The organism is Pseudoalteromonas sp. SWXJZ94C (genome assembly GCF_015864385.1).
Lineage (GTDB): Bacteria > Pseudomonadota > Gammaproteobacteria > Enterobacterales > Alteromonadaceae > Pseudoalteromonas.
In genome coordinates this window covers 17,383-38,956 of record NZ_JADYXF010000037.1, presented here as the reverse complement: position 1 = coordinate 38,956, position 21,574 = coordinate 17,383, and the positions used below count along the sequence as shown (strand labels likewise).

The 21,574-nt window shown below is 38.4% G+C and carries 19 protein-coding genes; 8 read left to right on the top strand and 11 right to left on the bottom strand.

What is annotated here, in order from left to right; all coding sequences use genetic code 11:
* Window positions 1-114: 114 nt before the first annotated feature.
* From I6F65_RS15640 to I6F65_RS15620, 5 genes are read right to left on the bottom strand one after another with little or no spacing between them, the layout of a single operon-like run.
* Window positions 115-2,211 carry a type IV pilus secretin PilQ gene (locus I6F65_RS15640; protein ID WP_024611845.1) on the bottom strand — a complete coding sequence of 699 codons (2,097 nt, stop codon included), beginning with the start codon at window positions 2,209-2,211 and terminating at the stop codon, window positions 115-117.
* Window positions 2,198-2,734, bottom strand: coding sequence for a pilus assembly protein PilP (locus I6F65_RS15635; protein WP_166109428.1), 537 nt, complete (start codon window positions 2,732-2,734; stop codon window positions 2,198-2,200). The genes I6F65_RS15640 and I6F65_RS15635 overlap by 14 nt, the downstream gene beginning before the upstream one ends.
* Window positions 2,731-3,336: a type 4a pilus biogenesis protein PilO gene (locus I6F65_RS15630; RefSeq protein WP_024611847.1), complete on the bottom strand. Its 606-nt coding sequence runs from the start codon at window positions 3,334-3,336 to the stop codon at window positions 2,731-2,733. The genes I6F65_RS15635 and I6F65_RS15630 overlap by 4 nt, the downstream gene beginning before the upstream one ends.
* The gene (locus I6F65_RS15625; protein WP_166109429.1) at window positions 3,326-3,898 is read right to left on the bottom strand and encodes a PilN domain-containing protein; all 573 of its coding nucleotides are present in this window, start codon (window positions 3,896-3,898) and stop codon (window positions 3,326-3,328) included. Before I6F65_RS15625 ends, I6F65_RS15630 begins: the two co-directional genes overlap by 11 nt.
* On the bottom strand, window positions 3,886-4,965 hold the full coding sequence (locus tag I6F65_RS15620; RefSeq protein ID WP_166109430.1) for a pilus assembly protein PilM: 1,080 nt from the start codon (window positions 4,963-4,965) through the stop codon (window positions 3,886-3,888). The genes I6F65_RS15625 and I6F65_RS15620 overlap by 13 nt, the downstream gene beginning before the upstream one ends.
* 131 nt (window positions 4,966-5,096) lie before the next feature.
* Here I6F65_RS15620 and I6F65_RS15615 point away from each other — a divergent pair, with 131 nt between their 5' ends.
* Window positions 5,097-7,601: a penicillin-binding protein 1A gene (locus I6F65_RS15615; protein WP_166109431.1), complete on the top strand. Its 2,505-nt coding sequence runs from the start codon at window positions 5,097-5,099 to the stop codon at window positions 7,599-7,601.
* Window positions 7,602-7,671: 70 nt separating this feature from the next.
* Here I6F65_RS15615 and metL read toward each other — a convergent pair whose 3' ends face one another.
* Both metL and metB read right to left on the bottom strand, forming a co-directional pair.
* A complete protein-coding gene (gene metL, locus I6F65_RS15610; RefSeq protein WP_197113762.1) occupies window positions 7,672-10,017 on the bottom strand; it encodes a bifunctional aspartate kinase/homoserine dehydrogenase II in 2,346 nt (781 codons plus the stop codon).
* A gap of 77 nt (window positions 10,018-10,094) precedes the next feature.
* Window positions 10,095-11,294, bottom strand: a complete 1,200-nt coding sequence (gene metB / locus I6F65_RS15605) for a cystathionine gamma-synthase (RefSeq protein WP_166109433.1) — start codon at window positions 11,292-11,294, stop codon at window positions 10,095-10,097.
* Window positions 11,295-11,493: 199 nt separating this feature from the next.
* On the opposite strand from metB, the gene metJ reads away from it, so the two are divergent.
* Entirely contained in the window at window positions 11,494-11,814 is a 321-nt protein-coding gene (metJ, locus tag I6F65_RS15600) for a met regulon transcriptional regulator MetJ (RefSeq protein ID WP_007378651.1), read from the top strand.
* Window positions 11,815-11,899: 85 nt separating this feature from the next.
* Here the strand turns inward: metJ and I6F65_RS15595 are convergent, their stop codons facing one another.
* Both I6F65_RS15595 and rpmE read right to left on the bottom strand, forming a co-directional pair.
* Complete coding sequence (locus I6F65_RS15595) at window positions 11,900-13,141, bottom strand: malic enzyme-like NAD(P)-binding protein (RefSeq protein WP_024611852.1); 1,242 nt, start codon at window positions 13,139-13,141, stop codon at window positions 11,900-11,902.
* 524 nt (window positions 13,142-13,665) lie between these two features.
* Window positions 13,666-13,881: a 50S ribosomal protein L31 gene (rpmE, locus tag I6F65_RS15590; RefSeq protein WP_007377245.1), complete on the bottom strand. Its 216-nt coding sequence runs from the start codon at window positions 13,879-13,881 to the stop codon at window positions 13,666-13,668.
* A gap of 230 nt (window positions 13,882-14,111) precedes the next feature.
* Between rpmE and priA the strand changes: the two genes are divergently transcribed.
* From priA to I6F65_RS15565, 5 genes are all read left to right on the top strand, one after another.
* Entirely contained in the window at window positions 14,112-16,298 is a 2,187-nt protein-coding gene (gene priA, locus I6F65_RS15585; RefSeq protein ID WP_166109434.1) for a primosomal protein N', read from the top strand.
* Window positions 16,299-16,318: 20 nt separating this feature from the next.
* On the top strand, window positions 16,319-16,840 hold the full coding sequence (locus I6F65_RS15580; RefSeq protein WP_024611854.1) for an SPOR domain-containing protein: 522 nt from the start codon (window positions 16,319-16,321) through the stop codon (window positions 16,838-16,840).
* A gap of 79 nt (window positions 16,841-16,919) precedes the next feature.
* A complete protein-coding gene (hslV, locus tag I6F65_RS15575) occupies window positions 16,920-17,438 on the top strand; it encodes an ATP-dependent protease subunit HslV (RefSeq protein ID WP_008169919.1) in 519 nt (172 codons plus the stop codon).
* An 11-nt stretch (window positions 17,439-17,449) separates the two neighbouring features.
* Window positions 17,450-18,778 (top strand): HslU--HslV peptidase ATPase subunit, encoded by a 1,329-nt coding sequence (gene hslU / locus I6F65_RS15570; RefSeq protein ID WP_024611855.1) that lies wholly within the window; start codon window positions 17,450-17,452, stop codon window positions 18,776-18,778.
* A 62-nt stretch (window positions 18,779-18,840) separates the two neighbouring features.
* On the top strand, window positions 18,841-19,215 hold the full coding sequence (locus I6F65_RS15565) for a gamma-butyrobetaine hydroxylase-like domain-containing protein (protein WP_024611856.1): 375 nt from the start codon (window positions 18,841-18,843) through the stop codon (window positions 19,213-19,215).
* An 87-nt stretch (window positions 19,216-19,302) separates the two neighbouring features.
* Here I6F65_RS15565 and I6F65_RS15560 read toward each other — a convergent pair whose 3' ends face one another.
* Window positions 19,303-20,334 (bottom strand): MJ1255/VC2487 family glycosyltransferase, encoded by a 1,032-nt coding sequence (locus I6F65_RS15560; protein ID WP_197113761.1) that lies wholly within the window; start codon window positions 20,332-20,334, stop codon window positions 19,303-19,305.
* The gene (locus I6F65_RS15555) at window positions 20,331-20,870 is read right to left on the bottom strand and encodes a phosphatase PAP2 family protein (RefSeq protein ID WP_166109437.1); all 540 of its coding nucleotides are present in this window, start codon (window positions 20,868-20,870) and stop codon (window positions 20,331-20,333) included. The genes I6F65_RS15560 and I6F65_RS15555 overlap by 4 nt, the downstream gene beginning before the upstream one ends.
* 205 nt (window positions 20,871-21,075) lie before the next feature.
* On the opposite strand from I6F65_RS15555, the gene rraA reads away from it, so the two are divergent.
* Complete coding sequence (gene rraA / locus I6F65_RS15550) at window positions 21,076-21,573, top strand: ribonuclease E activity regulator RraA (RefSeq protein WP_166109439.1); 498 nt, start codon at window positions 21,076-21,078, stop codon at window positions 21,571-21,573.
* The last annotated feature ends 1 nt before the right edge of the window (window position 21,574 follow it).

Here is a 21,574-nt window from a genome sequence, read left to right as displayed (position 1 = left end):
GAGGGGATTATCTCAGTAATTGAGGGGGTATTTCAAGTCAATTAGCATAAAAAGCTATATAACGAGCAATTAATATAAATAATCGCCCATTAGTTAACAAAATAGTACTGTATTTTAATCGATTTGTATTTTTGGTGTCACGAAAATTAGTAATTCACGTTTTTCGTTAAACTCACTTGTCGTTTTAAATAATCTTCCAAGGTAAGGAATATCACCTAAAATTGGTACTTTACTCGTAGCATTAATTATTTGTTGCTGAAATATTCCCCCAAGCACTACTGTTTGACCGTTATCAACCAACACTTGGGTTTCAATTTGTTGTGTATCAATCGACACGGCATCACCTGTACCGGTTGCAACTGTATCACCTCGAGTATCTTGAGTAATAATAAGATCTAATATTACTTTATTGTCTGGAGTAATGTGAGGCGTTACCTGCAGGCTCAGTACTGCTTTTTTAAAGCTAACTGTTGTTGCACCGCTTGACGCAGATTCTACATAAGGAATTTCGGTACCTTGCTCTATACGCGCTTTTTGTTGATTACCCGTCGTAATACGAGGACTAGCAATAATTTCGCCTTTATTTTCTTCTTCCAGCGCGCTTAGTTCTAAATCAATTAAAGTACCATTAGCAAGTTTAGCAATATGCATTCCTATACTAGCAGCGGAACCACTAGAGGCTGGTAAGTTCACATTTAATCTATCTGATATACTTGGAATAGTACCGTTAGAAATGGTTTCAGCACCTTCTAGCGAACCAGATATACCGTCACTGCCTTGTTGGTCGCTAAAGCCCCAACGTACGCCAATATCTTCTGTTACGTTGTCGCGTACGGTTACCATACGCGCCTCAATAACAACCTGCTTTACGGCGATATCAAGTACTTCAATCATTTTACGAATGCTCTCAATACTTTTAGCCGTATCTTTAAGCAATAATGTATTTGTACGCTTATCAACTGAAACACTACCGCGTGGGCTGATAATACTGTTTATATCTGTTTTTAATAAATCAGCGAAATCTTCAGCTTTGGCATAATTTAAACGAATATATTCACTATAAAGCGGCTCTAAGTCTTCAACATCTTGTTTTGCTTTTAAATCTTTAGCTTCACGTGCTGCAAGCTCTTCTGACGGAGCGACCATTAAAATAGAACCATCCATACGCTTATCAAGACCTTTAATTCTCAATACAACATCTAGAGCCTGATCCCATGGTACGCCATCTAAGCGAAGTGTAATATTACCAGTCACAGAATCACTGGTAACTAAATTAAAGTCGTTATAACCTGCAATAATTTGTAACACAGCACGAATAGAAATATCTTGGAAATTTAAGGTCATTGGACGACCTTGATATTCTTTACCGCCATCTAAGTAGGCATTTTGTGTTTCGTCTTTTTCTACTGTAAGAGTAAGTATGCTATCTATTTGCTGATAAGTAAAAGTAAACGCTGAATTTGGCTCTATCACTATTCGGCTAAACCCATCTTCTTTAAACGTTTCGATGTTGCTTACAACCGTACCAAAATCCAAAACATCTAATTCATAAAGTAAATCATCTAAAATATCTGTGTGGTAAAAATCAGCAATAATTTTGCCGCCACTTTCATGAACTTCAATAGCAGCCTGAGTGTCTTGTAAAAATACAAGGACCTTAGCTTCCCCTTTCTCTCCACGGCGAAAATCAATAGATTGAATACGGTTAATATAATTACCAGCAACCTCTGTTGAGTCGCTACTTTCATTACCCACCGATTGCTCAGTTAATGGGTTATCAGAAACACGCAAAGAAACTAAGTTGTTTTGGACTTCAGTTTCATAAATTTTTAATCTATCAAGGTTCACTGTTACTTTTAAGCCATTATCAGTAATGACATTAGTAACATTAGTAATTCCGGCTTGATTTACAGGAACACTTTCTAAACCTTGTTCTAATTGCGCTGTACTAAATAGCATCTCAATTCGAGCTGGGCTATTAAATACTTGTATTGTTGGCTCTTGGGTTAATTCTTCATCGAAGACTAACTGCAATTCTGTTTCGCCCTTAAGCAATGGGTTGTAACGAACATCGTAAAGTAATGGCGCAGCAATAACCGAATTTGCTACGACGAGAGTTAACATGGCAAATAGAACTCGCGAAATGCGATTAAGCCAAAGTACATCCTTATACATGTTGTTTTTACCTTTTTTATTATTAATTTGCGCCATCTGTTGCCGCCTCTAGCATTTCTAATTTAGTCAGGCGTTCTTTCCAACAACCAGACCCATCAGGGATTAATTCGACTAATTCAATGTAATCACTATTTACTAATCTTACTTTTCCATCATAACTGCCTAAGTAGTTTCCAACAGTCACACGATGTAAAGTTTCATCAGCGGCAGTAATAAGTGCCCAAGCTTGTCCATTAGATCCCATAGTGCCTTTCATTGCTAAGTTATCTAACGGGTATTTTTCTAAAGGCTCGCGCCTACGCTCAGGATCTGGATGCAAACAATTTTTAACTTGCGTAAGTTTATTTTGAATTATTTCTGGTTGCGGTGCCACAAACGGACTACGCAACTGTTTTGCACTATATTCAAAATACTCAAATTTTATAAGATCAGGTATCGCATCAACTTTAGGTGTTGTACTCGCTTTTACTTGATCAATAAACTCTTTTTGCTCTGAGGTGTCGTCGTTACAACCACTCAGTACTAATACTAATATTGGTATTAAAGGGAGGAGTTTCATTTTTTCACCCCTTCTTCATAACGGTATGTTTTTGCTACTACGCTAAATGTTAGTTGTTTATCGCCCGATGATAAAATAGAAAAATCATGCAAGCTAACAATACGAGGAAGCTGAGCTACTTTCCCTACAAATTCACCAAAATTATGATAAGTCCCGACTACTTCAATTTTAATTGGTAGCTCAGTATAAAATTCTTTTTCTACTTCTGGAAGCCAGCCAATTTTTAAGAATGTTAATCCGCTTGTAGTACCAACATACGATAAGTCATCTAATAAACCAGGAGTTTCATCTGATGTTGGTAAGCGCTTTAATAGTTGAGAAAACTTATCTTCCATCTCAACCATTTGTTCACGATATATTTCAAGTTTACTTGCCACGGCATACTTTGTTCGATACGTAGTACGTAACTCAACTTCTTTTGCTACGGCATTATGATAACTATCAATTTCATCCGAAACTAAAAAGCTATAACTGAAATACAATATTAAAGCAGCAATAAAAGAGCAAAATATAACTTTTACGACAATAGGCCACTCACCTATATTATCAAGCTCAATCTCATTCCAATCAACTTCGCTAAACGCTTTTAAATTAAGGCTCATCTGAAACCTCACCAATTTTATTAAATGGTTTTACATAAAATTCCATATTAAAATCGCTGAGTAAACGCGAAGACTCGTCGCCTGCAACAATACCTTGCATTATAGGACGTTCTAATAAATATGAACCTTGTACTTGACGAAGCATCGTTGATAAACGGTTATTAGACTCGCTGCGTCCTAATACATGAATTTGATTACCTCTACGCTCAAGCTTAGTTAAATAAACGCCTCCTGGCACTATTTTTGCCACTTCATCCATTATTTGAGTACCTAAGTTACGACTGCTTTGTAGCTCTTCAATTAAGCGCATGCGTTGCTGTAAATTTTCTTTTCTTTTATCCAGCTCTCTTATTTCACTTATTTTTTTATCTAATGTGCCAATTTCTGCACTTAGATAATTATTTTTTATATTCTGCCCGTCTTTGTATCCTGCATATATCGCACTTAGTAAGTACATACTTGCAAAACACAAAATCACAATTGCAATTAATATAGTAAAGAATTTCTTTTTTGACTCTTCGCGTTTCAGCTCACGCCAAGGTAGTAGATTTATATATGGCATGATGAAAAGCTCCTTAAAGCCAATCCTGTGGCTATAGCAAACTGCGTTCTGTGTCGTTTCATCACATTGCGGTCAACTTTTGGCGCAACCTCCATATTAACAAACGGTTCAGCTACAACAGAATGGATACCAAGCTCTTCTATTAACAAGCGATCTAAGCCATTAATCATGGCAGTCCCGCCAGTTAAAACAATATAATCAATTTGATCTTTGCCACTAGTTGTTAAAAACATTTGAACTGCTCTGCGTACTTGTTGAAGCAATGATGTTTGAAAAGGAGCTAGCACCTCAAAGGTATAATTAGGAGGTAAGTCACCAGATGTTTTACCTATTTCAGCTTCATCAAACCCTTTATTATAATATGCAACAATACTGTTTGTGTATTGATCACCACCAAAAACTTGGTCTCGGGTGTATATAGTTTCACCACCTTGCACAACGCTAACAAGCATTAACACTGCGCCAATATCAACCACAGCAACACATTTATTAAATGCATCAGTAGGTAATTGCTGATAATAAATATCCATAGAGCGACTAAGAGCATAGCTTTCTACATCAACAACTTTTGCTTCCAAATCGGCAACCTCTAAAGCACCAACACGCGCTTCAATACTTTCTGTTCGCGCAGCTGAAAGTAATACATTCATTTTGCTTGGATCAGCTTCGTTTGTTGAAAGCCTTTCAAAGTCGAGGCTCACTTCATCAAGTGGGTATGGAATTAAGCTATCGGCTTCAATCTCGATTTGTGATTCGAGTTCAGCATCAGTTAATGATACATCCATGAAAATGACTTTCGTAATAACGGTTTGACCCGAAACTGCAACAGCCGCAGATTTTAGCGATTTAGGCAGTTTTCTTTTTAATTTAGTTATTATATTACCAATCGCTTCAATATCTTGAATTGCTCGCTCGCTCATTGCGCCTTTAGGCATGGGTTCAATTGCAAGCGCTTCTAGTCGAAATCCAGTTTCAATTTCACTTAAAAGCACCGCTTTGATAGAGTGCGATCCAATATCAATTCCTACCATCATCTTTGACGGCTTTTGAAATAGTTGACTTAGCATGTTTGCAACTTGACCTTTGTTTTAATAATAAACAAGTTATAATTGTTATCTTAAAAAATATTATTCATTTTTTAATCAATATATACTAGCAGTCTCCATACATAATTGGGAGCCTATTTAGGGAAATATAAGTGATTTTATTAAAACGAACTTTACAATTCTTTATCATTTGCACGATTTTAGGGCTAATTACTTTAATCAGTCTTTATTATTACGTTAAACCTGATATCCCCAGTGTGCAAGTTTTAAAAGACGTACAATTACAAACTCCCATGCAAGTATTCACTAAAGATGGTCTTTTGATCAATCAATTTGGTGAAAAGCGGCGCATTCCAGTCACTATAGATGAAATACCAAAACCTTTAATCAATGCTTTTTTAGCGACTGAAGATAACCGATTTTACGATCATATTGGTATAGATCCAATAGGAATAATACGCTCCGCACTAGTACTTATTTCTACAGGTGAAAAAAAACAAGGTGCAAGTACTATTACTATGCAGCTAGCGCGTAACTTTTTCTTAACCCGAGAAAAAGCATATATTCGTAAAGTAAAAGAAATATTTATAGCTCTGCATATTGAAAAATTATTAACTAAAGACGAAATTCTTGAGCTTTATCTAAATAAAATAGAACTGGGTAATCGTGCTTTTGGTATTGGTGCAGCAGCACAAGTATATTACGGAAAAGAATTAAAAGACTTAACACTTGCCCAAATGGCGATGATTGCAGGCTTACCAAAAGCACCTTCTGCTCTCAATCCTATTCGTAACCCTACACGCGCAAAGTCTCGTCGAAATGTTGTTCTTGGTCGAATGCTAACTGAAAACTATATTACGCAATCACAATATGATGATGCGAAAAGCCAACCTATTACGGCTTATTTCCATGGCGCTGAAATTGATTTGTACGCCCCTTACATTTCTGAAATGGTACGTGCTGAAATGGTCGCTCGTTATGGCGCCGATAAAGCATATAACTCAGGTTATAAAATATTTACCTCTGTTGAATCTCGAGTACAACAAGCTGCACAAACTGCACTCGTTAATAACCTACATAACTATGATATGCGACATGGCTACAGAGGACCGGTTAAAGTTTTATGGGAATCCGAAACACAACCCGCTTTAAATAAATTACAAATACTGAGTGAATTAAAAAGCACAAAAGAAATTGGTCCATTAAAGGCGGCTGTTGTATTAGCTGTTAATGAAAAAACTGCTGATGTGATTCTTAAAGATGGTGAGGTTACGACCCTTACTTGGGATAATTTAAAATGGGCTCGTAAATACATCACTCGTTATCGCCAAAGTTTTGCCCCTAAAACTGCATCAGATATATTAACACCGGGTGTGCAAATATGGCTTCGCAAAAATAGCGACGATAGTTATTTACTTAGCCAAATACCAGAAGCCTCTAGTGCTATTGTGTCGCTTGCTCCAGAAGATGGGCGCATAAAAGCAATAGTTGGCGGTTATAGCTTTGAACAAAGCCAGTACAACCGTGCAGTTCAAGCTAAACGCCAGGTAGGCTCAAACATTAAACCTTTTATTTATTCAGCAGCGCTTGAAAAGGGCTATACCTTAGCGTCTATATTAAACGACGCGCCTATAAACTTATGGGATAAAGGCCAAGGCGTAGCATGGCGTCCAGAAAACAGTCCTGCTATTTATAATGGTCCAATACGTATTCGCCGTGCCCTAGCGCAATCTAAAAACGTTATTTCAATTCGTTTACTTCGTGGTGTAGGGCTTCAACGTACTGCAGATCATTTACTAAAATTTGGCTTTAAAAATTCAGATATTAATCGCAGTGAATCACTTGCTTTAGGTAGTGCATCTATTACACCACTTGAGCTTGCGCGTGGTATGAGCGCTTTTGCAAATGGTGGGCATTTAATAGAACCTTACTTTATTTCTGAAATTCAAGATGCTTACGGCAATGTATTATTTAAAACTAATCCTGCTATTGCATGCGATGAAGACATGAATGAATCTGCAGTAAGTGCTAGCAACCTAACAACACAAAGCAGTGGAAGTAATGAAGTTACTCAACCAATCAAATGTGCACCTAGAGTAATCTCTAAACAAAATGCATTTTTAATTGCAGATGCAATGAACAGTGCAGTTTGGGGTGGTGGTAGTTGGGCGCATAACACTGGTTGGAGTGGTACAGGTTGGCGAGCTCAGGCTCTAGAACGCCGTGATCTTTCAGGTAAAACAGGAACAACCAATGACTCTGTTGATACTTGGTTCAGTGGCTTTAATAATAATGTACTTACCTCGGTTTGGGTTGGGTTCGATAATCCAGGTAACTCTCTAGGTCGAACAGCTTACAACAGCAATCTCAGTGGGAATCAAATATCAGGTGCTGAATCTGGTGCTAAAACAGCTCAACCGGCTTGGGTTGAATTCATGAAAGCTGCACTTGAAGGCACACCAGAGGCACCTATAGAACCGCCAGAAGGACTTGTATCTATCAGGATTGATTTAGCAACAGGTCTGCTAAGCCATAAAAACGACTATACTAGCCGTTTTGAATACTTTGAAAAAGGCACTGCACCGACTAAATACGTTATGTCGCAGCCTACTGATGTTTTTGAGGAAAATACAAAAACAGAAGAAGAGCTATTCTAAATAGTTTTTTAAACAAAAACGGCAGCCAATTTAGGCTGCCGTTTTTATTTGTATAGGCTTTATATAAAGCTTACTTTAAGTTTTGAACAAGCCAATATAAGTCCGAATGAATACCCGCTGCAGTTACTTCTTTTCCTGCGCCTGGTCCTTGAATAACGAGTGCGTTATCGCGGTACCATTTACTATTAATCACAAAAATATTATCCCCTGGCGTTAAGTTAGCTAAAGCATGACCTTCAGCCACGTAAGCTATTCCCACTTTTGCAGTTACTTTTCCTTGCTCTATTTCTAGTAAGCCAGTGTAACGAAGCACTGAATGCTGTGATTGTGCTTTACTCGCGTGTACTTGTATAAAAGAATCTAACTCATCTTTTTGATCAATAAAATCCTTCCAGCTACCTTTAGCCAATTTGTCAGGCATAAGTGCAGATAGCTCTATATCATTAAGGTCTAACTTAAGACCTAGCTCTCGCGCTAAGATAAGTAACTTACGTTGCATGTCTCGACCTGACAGGTCTTCTCGCGGATCGGGTTCTGTAAATCCCATGTTTTGCGCTTCAATTACCAAATCAGAAAATGCTTTTGATCCATCATATTTACTGAATAGCCACGACAAAGTACCCGAAAAAACACCTTCGATTCGCGTTATTTTATCGCCACTATTTTGTAAATCTGCTAACGCAAAATTAATAGGTAAACCAGCACCTACACTTGTGTTGTAACGCCAATGCAAATTTTTATCTGTTATACGACTACGTAACAACTCATACCATGTAGTAGGTGCTGTACCGGCATATTTATTAGCACTAATTAAATGACAATCACGCTCAACAAAGTCTGTGTATAACAAACTAAATTGTTCACTAGCAGTTATATCTATAACAACTTTATGCTCATAATCGAGCTCACTAATCACATGTAATAAATCAGACTTATTATATTTGCATGCTTCATGCTGCCATTGCGTATCCCACTGCTGGGTATTAATACCACTGGCATTAAATAGCATTTGTGTTGAGCGAACTAAACTTACCAGTTTAATACTATAATCATTTGGCAAGCGTTTAATTTGCGAAGACAACTGATCAATAAAAACCTTACCTACATTGCCAAGCCCTGCCACTATTAATGCTATTTCTTGACCTTTATTTATCAGTTGGTCGTGCAATATACTCAGTACATCACTATCAATAAGTTGATCAGTCAGCAACAGTGCATAGCCGCACCCTTGATGAACAAACCTAGGCTTAATGCTTTGTTGATTTAATACATCGAGAGCTTGTAAGTTCAACGCATTAATATCTTGCTCTGATGCAATAACCGCACAACCATTTAAATTCGACTCACTAATATTAGCTCTGCCTGAAAAATAACTTACAATCTGATTTGTTGCAGCAGCAGGTACGATTAAATAAGTTTCCCCACTTTGATTGAAATGATGAAGGCTATGCTGAATAAGCTGGCTGATATCTGCAACCTCTCCTTCACTAAGCTCATCAATCGTTAATAAGTCCACATTATGTAACGTTGTTATAAAGCGCTTTTGTTTAACACTACCCTCTTTTACAATATCTGTTTGACCTGCTTGCACGTCAAAACTACTGCGAACAGCCAGTTTTATATCTGTATTTTTAAGTGGAGATAACGTTTTTGCGTGAAGTACAGGGTTACCCAATCTGGCTAATAAATTAGCCTGCCCTCGGCATATTTTAGCGTATTTAATCGCTTTACTAACTTTACGAGGATCGGCGCTAAACACGCCTTGAGTGTCAGTCCAAATGCATACTTGCTTTGCATTACAGTAACTTGCTAATAAGGTCGCGCTATAATCGCTGCCATTACGGCCCAACGTTACAGTATCGCCATTAGTATTTTTAGCAATAAATCCTGTTACTACGTTAATTTTACTATGATCGATTAAGTCGCTGCATTGCTTAACATTTTGTGTATGTAATAGTTGCCCATTATTTAAAGAAAATAACTCTCTAGCATCTTGCGCGCAGGCATCAATATTTAGTTGCTGTAAATAAGTTGCTAATAAACGCGCCGACCATAATTCACCATGAGCGAGTAACACAGCTTCTTGCAATTGCTTATTTTTAGCTAATTCTGTAATTAAACTTAATTCTTCATTTAATGTTTTAAGTGCACTGCGTTTAAGATCCGCTTGTAACAATTGCTCAATCAAATCACTTTGGTGATTACTTAGCTGTAATAATATATCAGCCACAACTTGCATATCTTGTTGCTGATAACTTTGCCATAGCGTTACTAGAGTATCAGTTGTTTTACCTGATGCAGATACCACCACACAATCACTAGGTTGAGTATGAGCTAAAATAATCTTTGCAACGCTTTGATAGCGCTCGGTCGAACTCAAACTCGAACCACCAAATTTATGTACGCAATTAACCATATTCTACCAATCCATTTTATGGGTGCTAATTACCAAAGTGCAGGATGAGCAGCACTTTGCTTAACGTTACCGTTAGACTACCCAGCACCTTTACCTAGTCGATTGGCATTAAGCTGTTGACCTGGTTTAACAAGGCTAAACACACGCTCCAGATCAGCGAGTAAATCTTGTATATCTTCAATACCAACCGAAATTCGAATCAACGTATCACCAACACCCGCCTCTAAACGTGCTTTTTCCTCCATTGCTGCATGAGTCATTGTCGCAGGGTGACAAATTAAGCTCTCTACCCCGCCAAGTGATTCAGCCAAACTAAAATCATGTAAGCTTGTTAAAAATGCTGCGGCATCGTTTATGTCGCCTTTAATATCAAAACTAACCATGCCACCAAAGCCAAGTTGTTGTGCTTTAGCGAGTGCATGTTGAGGATGCGACTCAAGGCCAGGATAATAAACTTGGCTAACAAATTCAGAGTTTTCAAGATATTTAGCGATTGCTAATGCATTTTCTTGGTGCTGCCTTAGGCGCACGTTCAAAGTACGTAAACCACGCAGTGTTAAATAACTATCAAATGGAGCACCTGTAATACCTATATTATTAGCCCACCAAGCAAGCTCATCACCAAGCTCTTGTGTTGCAGTAATAACAGCGCCGCCCACAACATCGGAATGTCCATTAATATATTTAGTGGTTGAATGCACCACAATATCTACACCAAACTTAATTGGGTTTTGCAGGGCTGGCGACAAGAACGTGTTATCGGCAGCCACTAATGCCCCGCATTGCTTTGCAATATCGGTTACTGCTTTTATGTCAGTTAAACGTAGCACTGGATTACTTGGTGTTTCGATCCAAATTAGTTTTGGTTTAATTGCTAATATTTTTTGAAGACTTTCTGGCTTTGTTAAATCTAAAACTTCAAGCTTTAGCAAGCCACGTTTTTGTAACGAAGTAAATAAACGGTAGCTTCCACCGTAGCAGTCGTGTGGGATCACTAATGTATCATCGTGATTAAGCAGCTGAGTTGCTAAATGCACAGCCGCCATACCTGTGGCTGTAATTATGCCGCGCACTCCACCTTCGAGCTCTGCAAGCGTCTCAGCTAAAATATCGCGATTAGGATTACCACTGCGACCGTAGTCATATGCACGCTTAGTATCGAAGTCGGCAAACGAATAAGTAGTCGATAAATAAATTGGTGCTACCACTGCTCCATGATGTTTATCGGCTTCTACACCGCTACGAACTGCAATGGTTGCTTTGTTTTTTTCGCTCATATTCGTCACCTAATTAATTTGGATGTTTAGACGTCTAAAAGAGTAATTTATTCAATTTAAGAAGTCAAAACATTTAAACCTCTAGATGGCTAAACAACAAGTATTTGACTATCTTTTTTAAATCGATAGAATTTCACGCATATTCACACGCTTTTTATGCCGTGTGAGCAATTAATAATCTGAGGCAACGATACATCTTATGGCTAAATGGAATGGTGAGTATATTCACCCATACGCAGAACACGGTAAAAAATCAGAACAAGTTAAGAAAATTACCGTTTCGATCCCACTAAATGTATTAAAGGTATTAACTGACGAACGTACTCGCCGTCAAATTAATAACCTGCGTCATGCAACAAACAGTGAGTTATTATGTGAAGCGTTTTTACATGCATTTACAGGTCAACCGTTACCTAATGACGACGACCTACGTAAAGATAACGCAGAAAAAGTACCAGAAGAAGTGAAAAAAATAATGCAAGAAATGGGGTTAGAAGTCCCTGTTTTAGATGACGAATAAATAGATAAAGTAAAACAAAAAAACCTCAGTAATTACTGAGGTTTTTTTATGACTAAATTTTACTGTGTAACGCTACTGTATAGGTTTACTGCATATAGTTTTCTGGCAACTCAATTTGCGCTACACCAGATTCAACAGCAGCAAGAGCAACCGCTCTTGCTATGCGTGGTAATAAACGTGGGTCCATTGGTTTTGGAATAATATACTGCGCACCAAATTCTAGCTTATCTACACCAGCGGCTTTTAGCACTTCAACAGGTACAGGCTCTTTTGCAATGCTGCGAATAGCTTCTACTGCTGCTATTTTCATTTCATCGTTAATAGCACTTGCGCGTACATCAAGCGCACCACGAAAAATAAACGGGAAACACAAAACATTATTAACCTGATTTGGATAATCAGAACGCCCTGTCGCCATAATTAAATCATTGCGTGCGCTGTGTGCAAGTGCAGGATCAATTTCAGGATCAGGGTTTGAGCACGCAAACACAACCGGCTTATCTGCCATAAGCTTTAAATCTTCAGCTCCTAATAAATTAGGACCTGATACACCAACGAATACATCTGCATCTGCAATTACATCTTGTAATGTGCGTTTATCTGTATTATTAGCAAATAATTTTTTATACTCATTTAGATCTTCACGGCGAGTATGGATAACTCCTTTGCGGTCCAGCATGTAAATGTGTTCACGCAGTGCGCCACACTTTATTAATAGCTCCATACATGCAACGGCCGCAGCACCAGCACCTAAGCATACAATAGTAGCATCTTCGATTGATTTTTCTTGTACTTCGAGTGCATTTAACATACCCGCAGCGGTAACGATTGCAGTGCCATGTTGATCATCATGAAAAACAGGAATACTACAGCGCTCAATGAGTGCTTTTTCAATTTCAAAACACTCTGGCGCCTTAATATCTTCAAGGTTAATACCACCGAATGTGTCGGCAATATTAGCAACCGTGTTAATAAAATCTTCTGTTGTTTTGTGCTTAACTTCAATATCGATTGAATCTAGACCCGCAAAACGTTTAAATAATAAAGCTTTACCTTCCATTACCGGCTTAGATGCAAGAGGACCTAAATTACCTAACCCTAAAATGGCAGTGCCATTGGTAATTACCGCAACCATATTGCCTTTACCGGTATATTTGTAAGCATTTGCAGGATCAGCGGCAATTTCACGCACAGGTTCGGCAACCCCTGGACTATATGCTAACGCTAAGTCTTGAACCGTTTCAGCTGGCTTAGTTAGCTCAATGCTGATTTTGCCTGGAACGGGATGAGAATGATAATGTAGTGCTTGTTCACGAAAGTCTGACATAACGCGATTGTATCCTGCAATTTAAGTTAAAGTGAGAGGTGTTGTCTGGGTTACGATACCCTTATTATTTTTAAATTCCAAGTAATATCAGATCTATCCTGTTATCTGCTAGATGCATTGATTTTAAGAGGTTTTTTTAAAAAACAGCTAAAACACAGCAACATTTCATGAGCAAAAATTCATCTAAAATATAGTTTTAAAAGCACTTTTAGCGTGTTGTGATTTTTGATGTAGCGCGCAGTTGAGACTTTAATATAAACCATATTAAATGACTTAAATCGTTACTTTTAAAACATTTATCTTCATGTTAGCTGCATTTAACAACGTAGTTAAAATTAGATAATTAAAAATATAGAGACAATTATGCAGTTTGTCTGCAGAGGTTTATGCATACTCATAATAAAAGCAGAAAATAGTGATACGAAGAAGAAAGGGGATAATTAAAATAAAAAATAAATAAATGAGATAAATTATAGGTATAAAAAAAGCACCCTAAGGTGCTTTTCTCAACTAGACAGCAATAATTACTTCTTGCTACCAAGTGCACCGAAACGCTTGTTGAAACGATCAACACGTCCGCCAGTGTCTAAAACTTTTTGCTTACCAGTGTAAAACGGGTGACACGCAGAACATACGTCTAAGTGAATGTTTTTACATAAAGTAGAGCTTGTTTCGAATTCATTTCCGCATGAACATGTTGCTGAAATTACTTCGTACTTAGGGTGAATACCTTCTTTCATAGAAACCTCTAGTTAAGGCCGCATCGCTCTCCAAACCCGTAGTTTGGTACCATACGTCGTTAAAACAAATTGTTGGAGCCGGATTTTATCCAACAACAACCCCGCACACAAGTTTTAATTATATTTTTTGCTAAAAAAGTAATCAAATACTAAAGCAACTACAATTTGCTTGTAGGTTTTTAGCTATATTTTTAGTACATTACAGCATTAATTTTATAGGTAGAGTTGTTATGCGTTTTGTTGAAGTTGCAATAAAGGTTCCACTACCACGCACCTTTGATTATAAAATAGACGAGCAACTCACTAATATTGCCTCAGACTTAAAACCTGGTATGCGCGTTTTAGTGCCTTTTGGTAATCAACGTAAAGTTGCTGTAGTACTGGCACTCAAAAACACGACTGAAGTACCTGAAAACAAAATTAAAAGTATTTTTGAAGTTATTGACGATACCCCTATTTTATCATCGCAGCATATAGAACTACTTAGTTTTACTGCCCGTTATTACTGTTATCCGCTAGGTGAAACTATCCACATAGCATTACCAAGTGCATTACGCCAAGGTGAGTCGCCAGATAAAACCAGTATTAACATGGTCGCACTTACAGAAAAAGGCGCCAAAGTACCTTCGTTAAAAGCAAAAACGCAGCTCAACTTATTAAAGCAATTATCGCAATCGGGTAAATCGTCATTAACTGAGCTAAAAGCTTTAGGATTTAGTAAAAAAACGATTGATAGCCTTATCGATAAAGACCTAATAACACAAACTATTGAACACGATAACCAATGGCAAAGCGTCGCTCCTACTGTTGGTAGCAAGCCAACACTTAATAAAGAGCAAGCGGTAGCCTGTACTGCAATAAATCAAAGTACAGGTTTTAGCAGCTTTTTATTAGAAGGTGTTACAGGGAGCGGTAAAACCGAAGTTTATTTGCAATGCCTTGAAGAGGTATTAAAACGCGGCGAACAAGCTCTCGTATTAGTACCCGAAATAGGCTTAACACCACAAACAGTTAACCGTTTTCGCCGCCGCTTTCCTGATACGCCAATCATGCTTTGGCACTCAGCCCTTACCGACAACGAGCGGTTACAAACATGGCGTTTTTGCGAGAAAGGCAGTTGTGCAGTAGTGATTGGCACACGTTCGAGTATTTTTCTACCATTTTTAAAGCTCGGCATGATTGTAGTGGATGAAGAGCACGACTCTTCATTTAAACAACAAGATACATTGCGTTACCACGCTCGCGATTTAGCAGCGTATCGCGCCTACCAACATAAAATTCCACTTATATTAGGTAGCGCAACACCAGCGCTCGAAACACTCCATAAAGCTATAAATAATAAATACCAATTATTAAGCCTAACTGAGCGCGCTCAAACAGCGACCGATAACCAATTTAAATTGCTCGATATGAAAGGACAACCCGACCAAGCAGGTATTGCTCATGCAAGCCTTGCAACTATGCGTCAGCATTTAAATCGTGGCAAACAAGTAATGGTGTTTTTAAATCGTCGTGGGTTTTCGCCAACACTTATTTGTCATGAATGTGGTTGGTTGAGTGAATGTAAACGCTGCAGTACCAGCGCAACTTTTCATAAGGCAATTGGTCAAATGATCTGTCACCACTGTGGCGATCAATATCATGTTCCTCATCAATGCCCTGATTGTGGAAGTACACAAATATTCCCTAATGGTAAAGGCACAGAGCAAATAGAAGAATTTTTAACTACCGAATTTCCCGATACGCCTATTACTCGTATTGACCGTGACTCAACCCGCCGTAAAGGCAGCCTTGAAAAAGCGCTCGACGAAATAAATTTAGGTGGTGCGCGTATTTTAGTAGGCACACAAATGCTAGCTAAAGGACATCACTTTGCAGATGTAAGCCTAGTGCTTATTTTAGACGTAGACAGCGGCTTATATTCATGTGATTTTAGAGCGACAGAGCATTTAGCACAACTTGTTACGCAAGTAGCTGGTCGCGCCGGACGTTCCGGCGAACCTGGGCAAGTGCTGCTACAAACCCATTTCCCCGAGCACCCACTTTTACAAGATTTAGTTAATAATGGTTATCAAGACTTTGCTCGTTTTGCACTAAGTGAACGCGATGACGCCGACCTACCACCCATCACAAATATGGCAATAGTTCGCGCTCAGGGACATAGTATTAAGCAAGTCGTCGATTTTTTGACGGATTTGGTTCCTGTGAATGGGGTATCTGGTATACAATTGCTCGGTCCGATCCCTGCTCCACTTGAAAAAGTTGCAGGCATGTATCGTTTTCAATTACATATTCAAGCGCAAGATCGCCGCATATTACATCAGTACCTTGCGCAAATGGTTGATTATTTAAGTTCGAGTAAACTTGCACAAAAAGTTCGCTGGAGCCTAGATGTAGACCCTATAGACATGATTTAGGTTAAGGCCAAAATAAAGCTATGGCACAGCACGATTACATAAACAAAAAACCAGCAAGCAGAAAAAATAATAAGCAAACGCCCGCTAAAAAACCATTTCCTATTATTTTAGTGGTTATCGCTATTTTATTGGTAAGCGGATTTGTCTATGGATTATGGTTTATTAAAAGTAACGCCGATCCTAAACTCGTTGAAAAACAAGCGAACCCAGTTCCTCCGGTAAAAGTTGTAGTACCTCGTACACCCGAGTTTATTGAAGAAATCAGAAACCATGAAATTCAAGTTGAAGTAAAAAAACTTGAGCAAAAAGGTCCTTATGTCATGCAGTGTGGTTCGTTTAGAACACACGAACAAGCCGAATCGCTAAAAGCAAAAATTGCGTTCGCTGGGTTAATTTCTGAAATTAAAGAAGCCTCAGGTACCAATGGTAAATGGTACAAAGTTCGCCTAGGTCCATATAAAACCAAACGCCATGCCGAAAGTGACAAAAATAAACTCAAGCGAGTAAGAATTGTCGGCTGTGGAATTTGGGGCTGGACTTGAAAATAAAGCATTCACCCATATAACCTCATCATAATCGTTTTTTACGAGTTGCCTCTGCAACTCGCTGATGAGGAATAACATGACCACTATCGTAAGTGTACGCCGCGGCGACAAAGTTGTAATCGGCGGTGACGGCCAAGTTTCACTTGGTAATACCGTAATGAAGGGTAATGCCCGCAAAGTTCGACGTCTTTATAATGGCAAAGTAATCGCAGGATTTGCTGGCGGTACTGCTGATGCCTTTACGCTTTTCGAACGCTTTGAAAGCAAATTAGAAATGCACCAAGGTAACCTCACCAAAGCAGCCGTTGAAATGGCAAAAGATTGGCGAAGCGACCGAGCACTTCGAAAACTCGAAGCCCTCCTTGCTGTAGCTGATGAAACAGCATCCCTTATCATTACCGGTAATGGCGATGTAGTTCAACCAGAGAATGACCTAATTGCTATTGGTAGTGGTGGTAACTTTGCCCAATCTGCAGCAACGGCCTTATTAGAAAACACTGATTTAAGTGCCCGCGAAATTGTAGAAAAAAGTCTCACTATTGCAGGCAATATCTGCGTATTCACTAACGACTTCCAAACTATCGAAGAATTATAATAGGAACCGCTATGTCTGCTATGACCCCAAGAGAAATTGTTCACGAGTTAGACCAACACATTATTGGTCAAGCTAATGCAAAAAAAGCTGTTGCTATTGCACTTCGTAACCGCTGGCGCCGCATGCAACTAAATGATGATTTGCGTGGCGAAGTAACCCCAAAAAATATTCTAATGATTGGTCCAACCGGTGTTGGTAAAACTGAAATTGCACGCCGTTTAGCTAAATTAGCTAACGCACCATTTATTAAAGTCGAAGCAACCAAGTTCACTGAAATTGGTTATGTTGGTAAGGAAGTTGAAACAATAATCCGCGATTTAGTGGAAGTTTCAATAAAAATGACGCGTGAGCAACAAACTAAAAAGTTTAAACATCGCGCTGAAGAAGCTGCAGAAGAGCGTATTTTAGATACTCTGTTGCCACCTGCTAAAGACCAATATGGCGAAAATCAAGTTGATGATAATTCTTCAACTCGCCAAGCGTTTCGTAAAAAGCTACGTGAAGGTCAATTAGATGATAAAGAAATTGAAATTGACTTAGCGCAAGTCCAGCCAAATGTAGAAATTATGGCGCCTCCTGGTATGGAAGATATGACCAACCAGCTACAAAGCATGTTTCAGAACATGGGCGGCGATAAACGTACTAAGCGTAAACTTAAAATTAAAGAAGCTTTTAAGCTATTAACGGAAGAAGAAGCAGCTAAGCTTGTTAATCCAGAAGAGCTAAAAGAGCAGGCAATTTTTGCAGTAGAACAAAACGGTATTGTGTTTATTGATGAAATAGACAAAATTTGTAAGCGCGCCGATTCTTCAGGTCCAGATGTTAGTCGTGAAGGTGTTCAGCGCGATTTATTACCACTAATTGAAGGCTCAACTGTAAATACTAAGCATGGCATGGTTAAAACAGACCACATGCTATTTATTGCTTCTGGCGCTTTTCAAATGGCTAAGCCATCAGACATGATCCCTGAGCTGCAAGGCCGTTTACCAATTAGAGTAGAGCTTGAAGCACTAACGGCTGATGACTTTAAACGCATTTTAACTGAACCACATGCCTCGCTTACAGAGCAGCAACGTGAGCTCCTTAAAACAGAGCAAGTTGATATTGAGTTTAGTGAAGATGCAATCGAACGAATTGCTAAAGCAGCATGGCAAGTTAATGAAAAAACCGAAAACATCGGTGCTCGTCGTCTGCATACTGTGATGGAAAAGTTAATGGAAGAAATTTCATACGATGCATCAGAGAAAGCAGGTTCATCGGTTGTAATTGACGCAGCTTACGTTGAAAAACACCTAGGTGCACTTGTTGAAGATGAAGACTTAAGCCGCTTTATTCTTTAATTGACGTTACAAACAGTTATACTGAAAGCCTCCGTTATGGGGGCTTTTTAATGAGATAAAAAATGAAACACGTAACAAAAGTACATTACCACAGCGTAAGTAAAAACTTAGATGTTTACTTTGACGATGACACCAAGTCTGTATTTACGTGTGAATTTTTGCGCGTTCACTCACCCTCTGCTGAAGTGCAAGGACATGGGTCAGGCCCAATGAAGTTGGTGCTTAACAAGCAATCCGTCGAAATTAAAAACATAGAGCCCGTAGGTCACTATGCTCTTCGTTTAGACTTTGATGATGGGCATAACAGCGGATTATTCAGCTGGCAGTATTTTGCTAAACTACAAGAACAACAAGATACATTGTGGGATGAGTACTTAAAACGTGTGAATGAGCACAAAAATAATAAAGATAGTGTGCCAATAAAATTTGTTCCTTAACTTTAAACTACTCGTAAGTTTTATTGCACTTTAAGTTGGTAAATCACAACTTAAAATTAATGCATTTTATTCACTGCCTTCCTTTCATTATAGATTTACGCTCCCCCACAACCCTTTATGGAGTGATTGCGTATCACCCCATTGTTTTTTTACAAGCCATCTAATTAAAGGTGTAGGATCACTCGGGTAATTAATTTTTTTATTTTGTGGTGCACTATTCCAATCGTCCAATGCTTGAGGGTTTAGGTAATTCATTACATGCGCCATCCTCATAGCGAGTAACGTCTGTGCATTAGCTGCTTGCTCAAACTGTCCATTAAGTGGCTTTAACAATAATTTTTTACCTAGCTTTAACGCCTCACTAGCAAGTTCAAACCCAGCATTACCAATAACACCGCTTGTATTAGATAAATCATTTAAAAAACTAGCCCGCGAAGGCGAGCGTAAATGAATATGCCTTATTGACTGGTTTTTCGCATTTGGGTGATAACAGTAAAATTCTTTTTCGGGAAAATCTTTTAAGTAATCAATAATACTGTCTAGGTTTTCAAATGGTAAATAGACTAATATTTTATTTATTACCGCAACGGGGTTTTCATGTTGATGATTGGCAATAAAAGGTGGAATAATATTATCTGCAAATGGTTGCCAATGTACCCCTAGATATATATTCGCAGGGGCGTAATATTTAATAAACGATTTTCGTAAAATGCCTTTGCTAAACATAGGTACGCTATTTGACAAAAATGCAGCCTGATGACTAATGCCAACAACCGGAACACCAGCGCGCTTTGCTGCCCATGCAGAAATAGGCTCAAAATCATTTAGTACAAAGTCATACGGCTTTACGTTAAGTGATTTTATATCTGTTATCAACTTACATATACGGGCATTTTTAAGTGTTTGTAGATTGTTAACTTGACCGTTTGTAGTATTAAAAGATAACCCGCGAAAACGCCTGTATTGAGCAAACTCTTGCATATCAAAGTAATCTTGTTCAGCACGACCTGAAAAAACATAATCAACATCAACACCTAGTTTTTTAAAGCAATTAGCCATTACACGCGCACGTGTTATATGCCCATTTCCTGTCCCTTGAATACCGTATAATATTTTCATACGGGGATCACCAGCGCTAAAGCAAGTAAGCCACACGAGCTACCGATAATGGCGCCAATAATAATATCAGCCGGAAAATGCACTCCTAATACAACCCGAGAAACAGCAACACCACAAGCCCAGCCAAGTAATAACCAAGTATATTCAGGGAAAAAATGGCTTATTATTATCGCCACTAAAAATGCAGCAGCACTGTGACCCGATGGTAAACTAAACTTATCACTTGGTATTATATAAGCATTAGTTACCAAGCAATCACATGGGCGAATACGAGCAAAACGATTTTTAGCTAATAAATAAATAGGTCTTTCTATAACAAATCCAAGCAGCACAGTCATGGGTAACAACTGATGGTACTCGTTTGTACCTAGCCACCAAATAGTAGCGCAAGTAAATAAGTACAAACCGCCATCGCCACTTTTCGATAATCCAAGTGCTATTGTTTTAACCCATTTAGGTGAGTTGTAATTAAACAAAATTAAAAAGAGCTGTTCATCCATTTGAGCGACTCTTTTTAACATACTATTGTCATCCATCACTTACTCCTTGCTGCATAATATATGAACACTTATTTAGCTTAGATGTCGTAAATAACAATTGAGTGACGCTTTTGAGACACTATTATTGCTATTATTGTTTTAGCCCTTGTTTTGCTTAAATTTACTGCGATTAAGTCGTTGTTATTGAATATAAGGAGGGTATACTGAGGTATAAATTAATGTATCTTTTGAGGGTAAAATAATGGATTACAGCACTTCTGATTTATGTGACCACTTTGCTGATGTGGTTGACGTGCTAGAACCTATGTTCATCAACTTTGGTGGTCGACACAGTTTTGGTGGTCGCATTAAAACGGTTAAATGTTTTGAAAATAATGAACTGATCCGCGAATTACTTTCTCAAGATGGTACAGACTTAGTGCTTCTTATTGATGGGGGTGGCTCTACTCGCCGCGCACTTATCGATATTGAATTAGCTGAACTCGCTTGCGAAAACAACTGGAATGGCATTGTTGTTTACGGTGCGGTACGTCATGTTGATGAGCTTGAAGAACTAGATTTAGGAATTCAAGCAATAGCTTCTATTCCTGTTGCGGCTGATAGTGAAGGTGCAGGCGAAGATGCTATTGGCGTTAACTTTGCTGGTGTGTCGTTTTTTGATGATGACTTTATTTATGCTGACAGCACAGGCATCGTTTTATCAGCTGAAGAATTGGAATTGGAAATCGTAGAAGTCTAAC

Coding starts and splice junctions, on each gene's coding strand:
- I6F65_RS15620 (WP_166109430.1), bottom strand. CDS start 4,965: ATGCTAAGTCAACTATTTCAAAAGCCGTCAAAGATGATGGTAGGAATT.
- I6F65_RS15555 (WP_166109437.1), bottom strand. CDS start 20,870: ATGGATGACAATAGTATGTTAAAAAGAGTCGCTCAAATGGATGAACAG.
- metL (WP_197113762.1), bottom strand. CDS start 10,017: ATGGTTAATTGCGTACATAAATTTGGTGGTTCGAGTTTGAGTTCGACC.
- I6F65_RS15565 (WP_024611856.1), top strand. CDS start 18,841: ATGAAACACGTAACAAAAGTACATTACCACAGCGTAAGTAAAAACTTA.
- hslV (WP_008169919.1), top strand. CDS start 16,920: ATGACCACTATCGTAAGTGTACGCCGCGGCGACAAAGTTGTAATCGGC.
- I6F65_RS15595 (WP_024611852.1), bottom strand. CDS start 13,141: ATGTCAGACTTTCGTGAACAAGCACTACATTATCATTCTCATCCCGTT.
- metB (WP_166109433.1), bottom strand. CDS start 11,294: ATGAGCGAAAAAAACAAAGCAACCATTGCAGTTCGTAGCGGTGTAGAA.
- rpmE (WP_007377245.1), bottom strand. CDS start 13,881: ATGAAAGAAGGTATTCACCCTAAGTACGAAGTAATTTCAGCAACATGT.
- metJ (WP_007378651.1), top strand. CDS start 11,494: ATGGCTAAATGGAATGGTGAGTATATTCACCCATACGCAGAACACGGT.
- priA (WP_166109434.1), top strand. CDS start 14,112: ATGCGTTTTGTTGAAGTTGCAATAAAGGTTCCACTACCACGCACCTTT.
- rraA (WP_166109439.1), top strand. CDS start 21,076: ATGGATTACAGCACTTCTGATTTATGTGACCACTTTGCTGATGTGGTT.
- I6F65_RS15560 (WP_197113761.1), bottom strand. CDS start 20,334: ATGAAAATATTATACGGTATTCAAGGGACAGGAAATGGGCATATAACA.
- I6F65_RS15635 (WP_166109428.1), bottom strand. CDS start 2,734: ATGAAACTCCTCCCTTTAATACCAATATTAGTATTAGTACTGAGTGGT.
- I6F65_RS15640 (WP_024611845.1), bottom strand. CDS start 2,211: ATGGCGCAAATTAATAATAAAAAAGGTAAAAACAACATGTATAAGGAT.
- I6F65_RS15625 (WP_166109429.1), bottom strand. CDS start 3,898: ATGCCATATATAAATCTACTACCTTGGCGTGAGCTGAAACGCGAAGAG.
- I6F65_RS15580 (WP_024611854.1), top strand. CDS start 16,319: ATGGCACAGCACGATTACATAAACAAAAAACCAGCAAGCAGAAAAAAT.
- hslU (WP_024611855.1), top strand. CDS start 17,450: ATGTCTGCTATGACCCCAAGAGAAATTGTTCACGAGTTAGACCAACAC.
- I6F65_RS15630 (WP_024611847.1), bottom strand. CDS start 3,336: ATGAGCCTTAATTTAAAAGCGTTTAGCGAAGTTGATTGGAATGAGATT.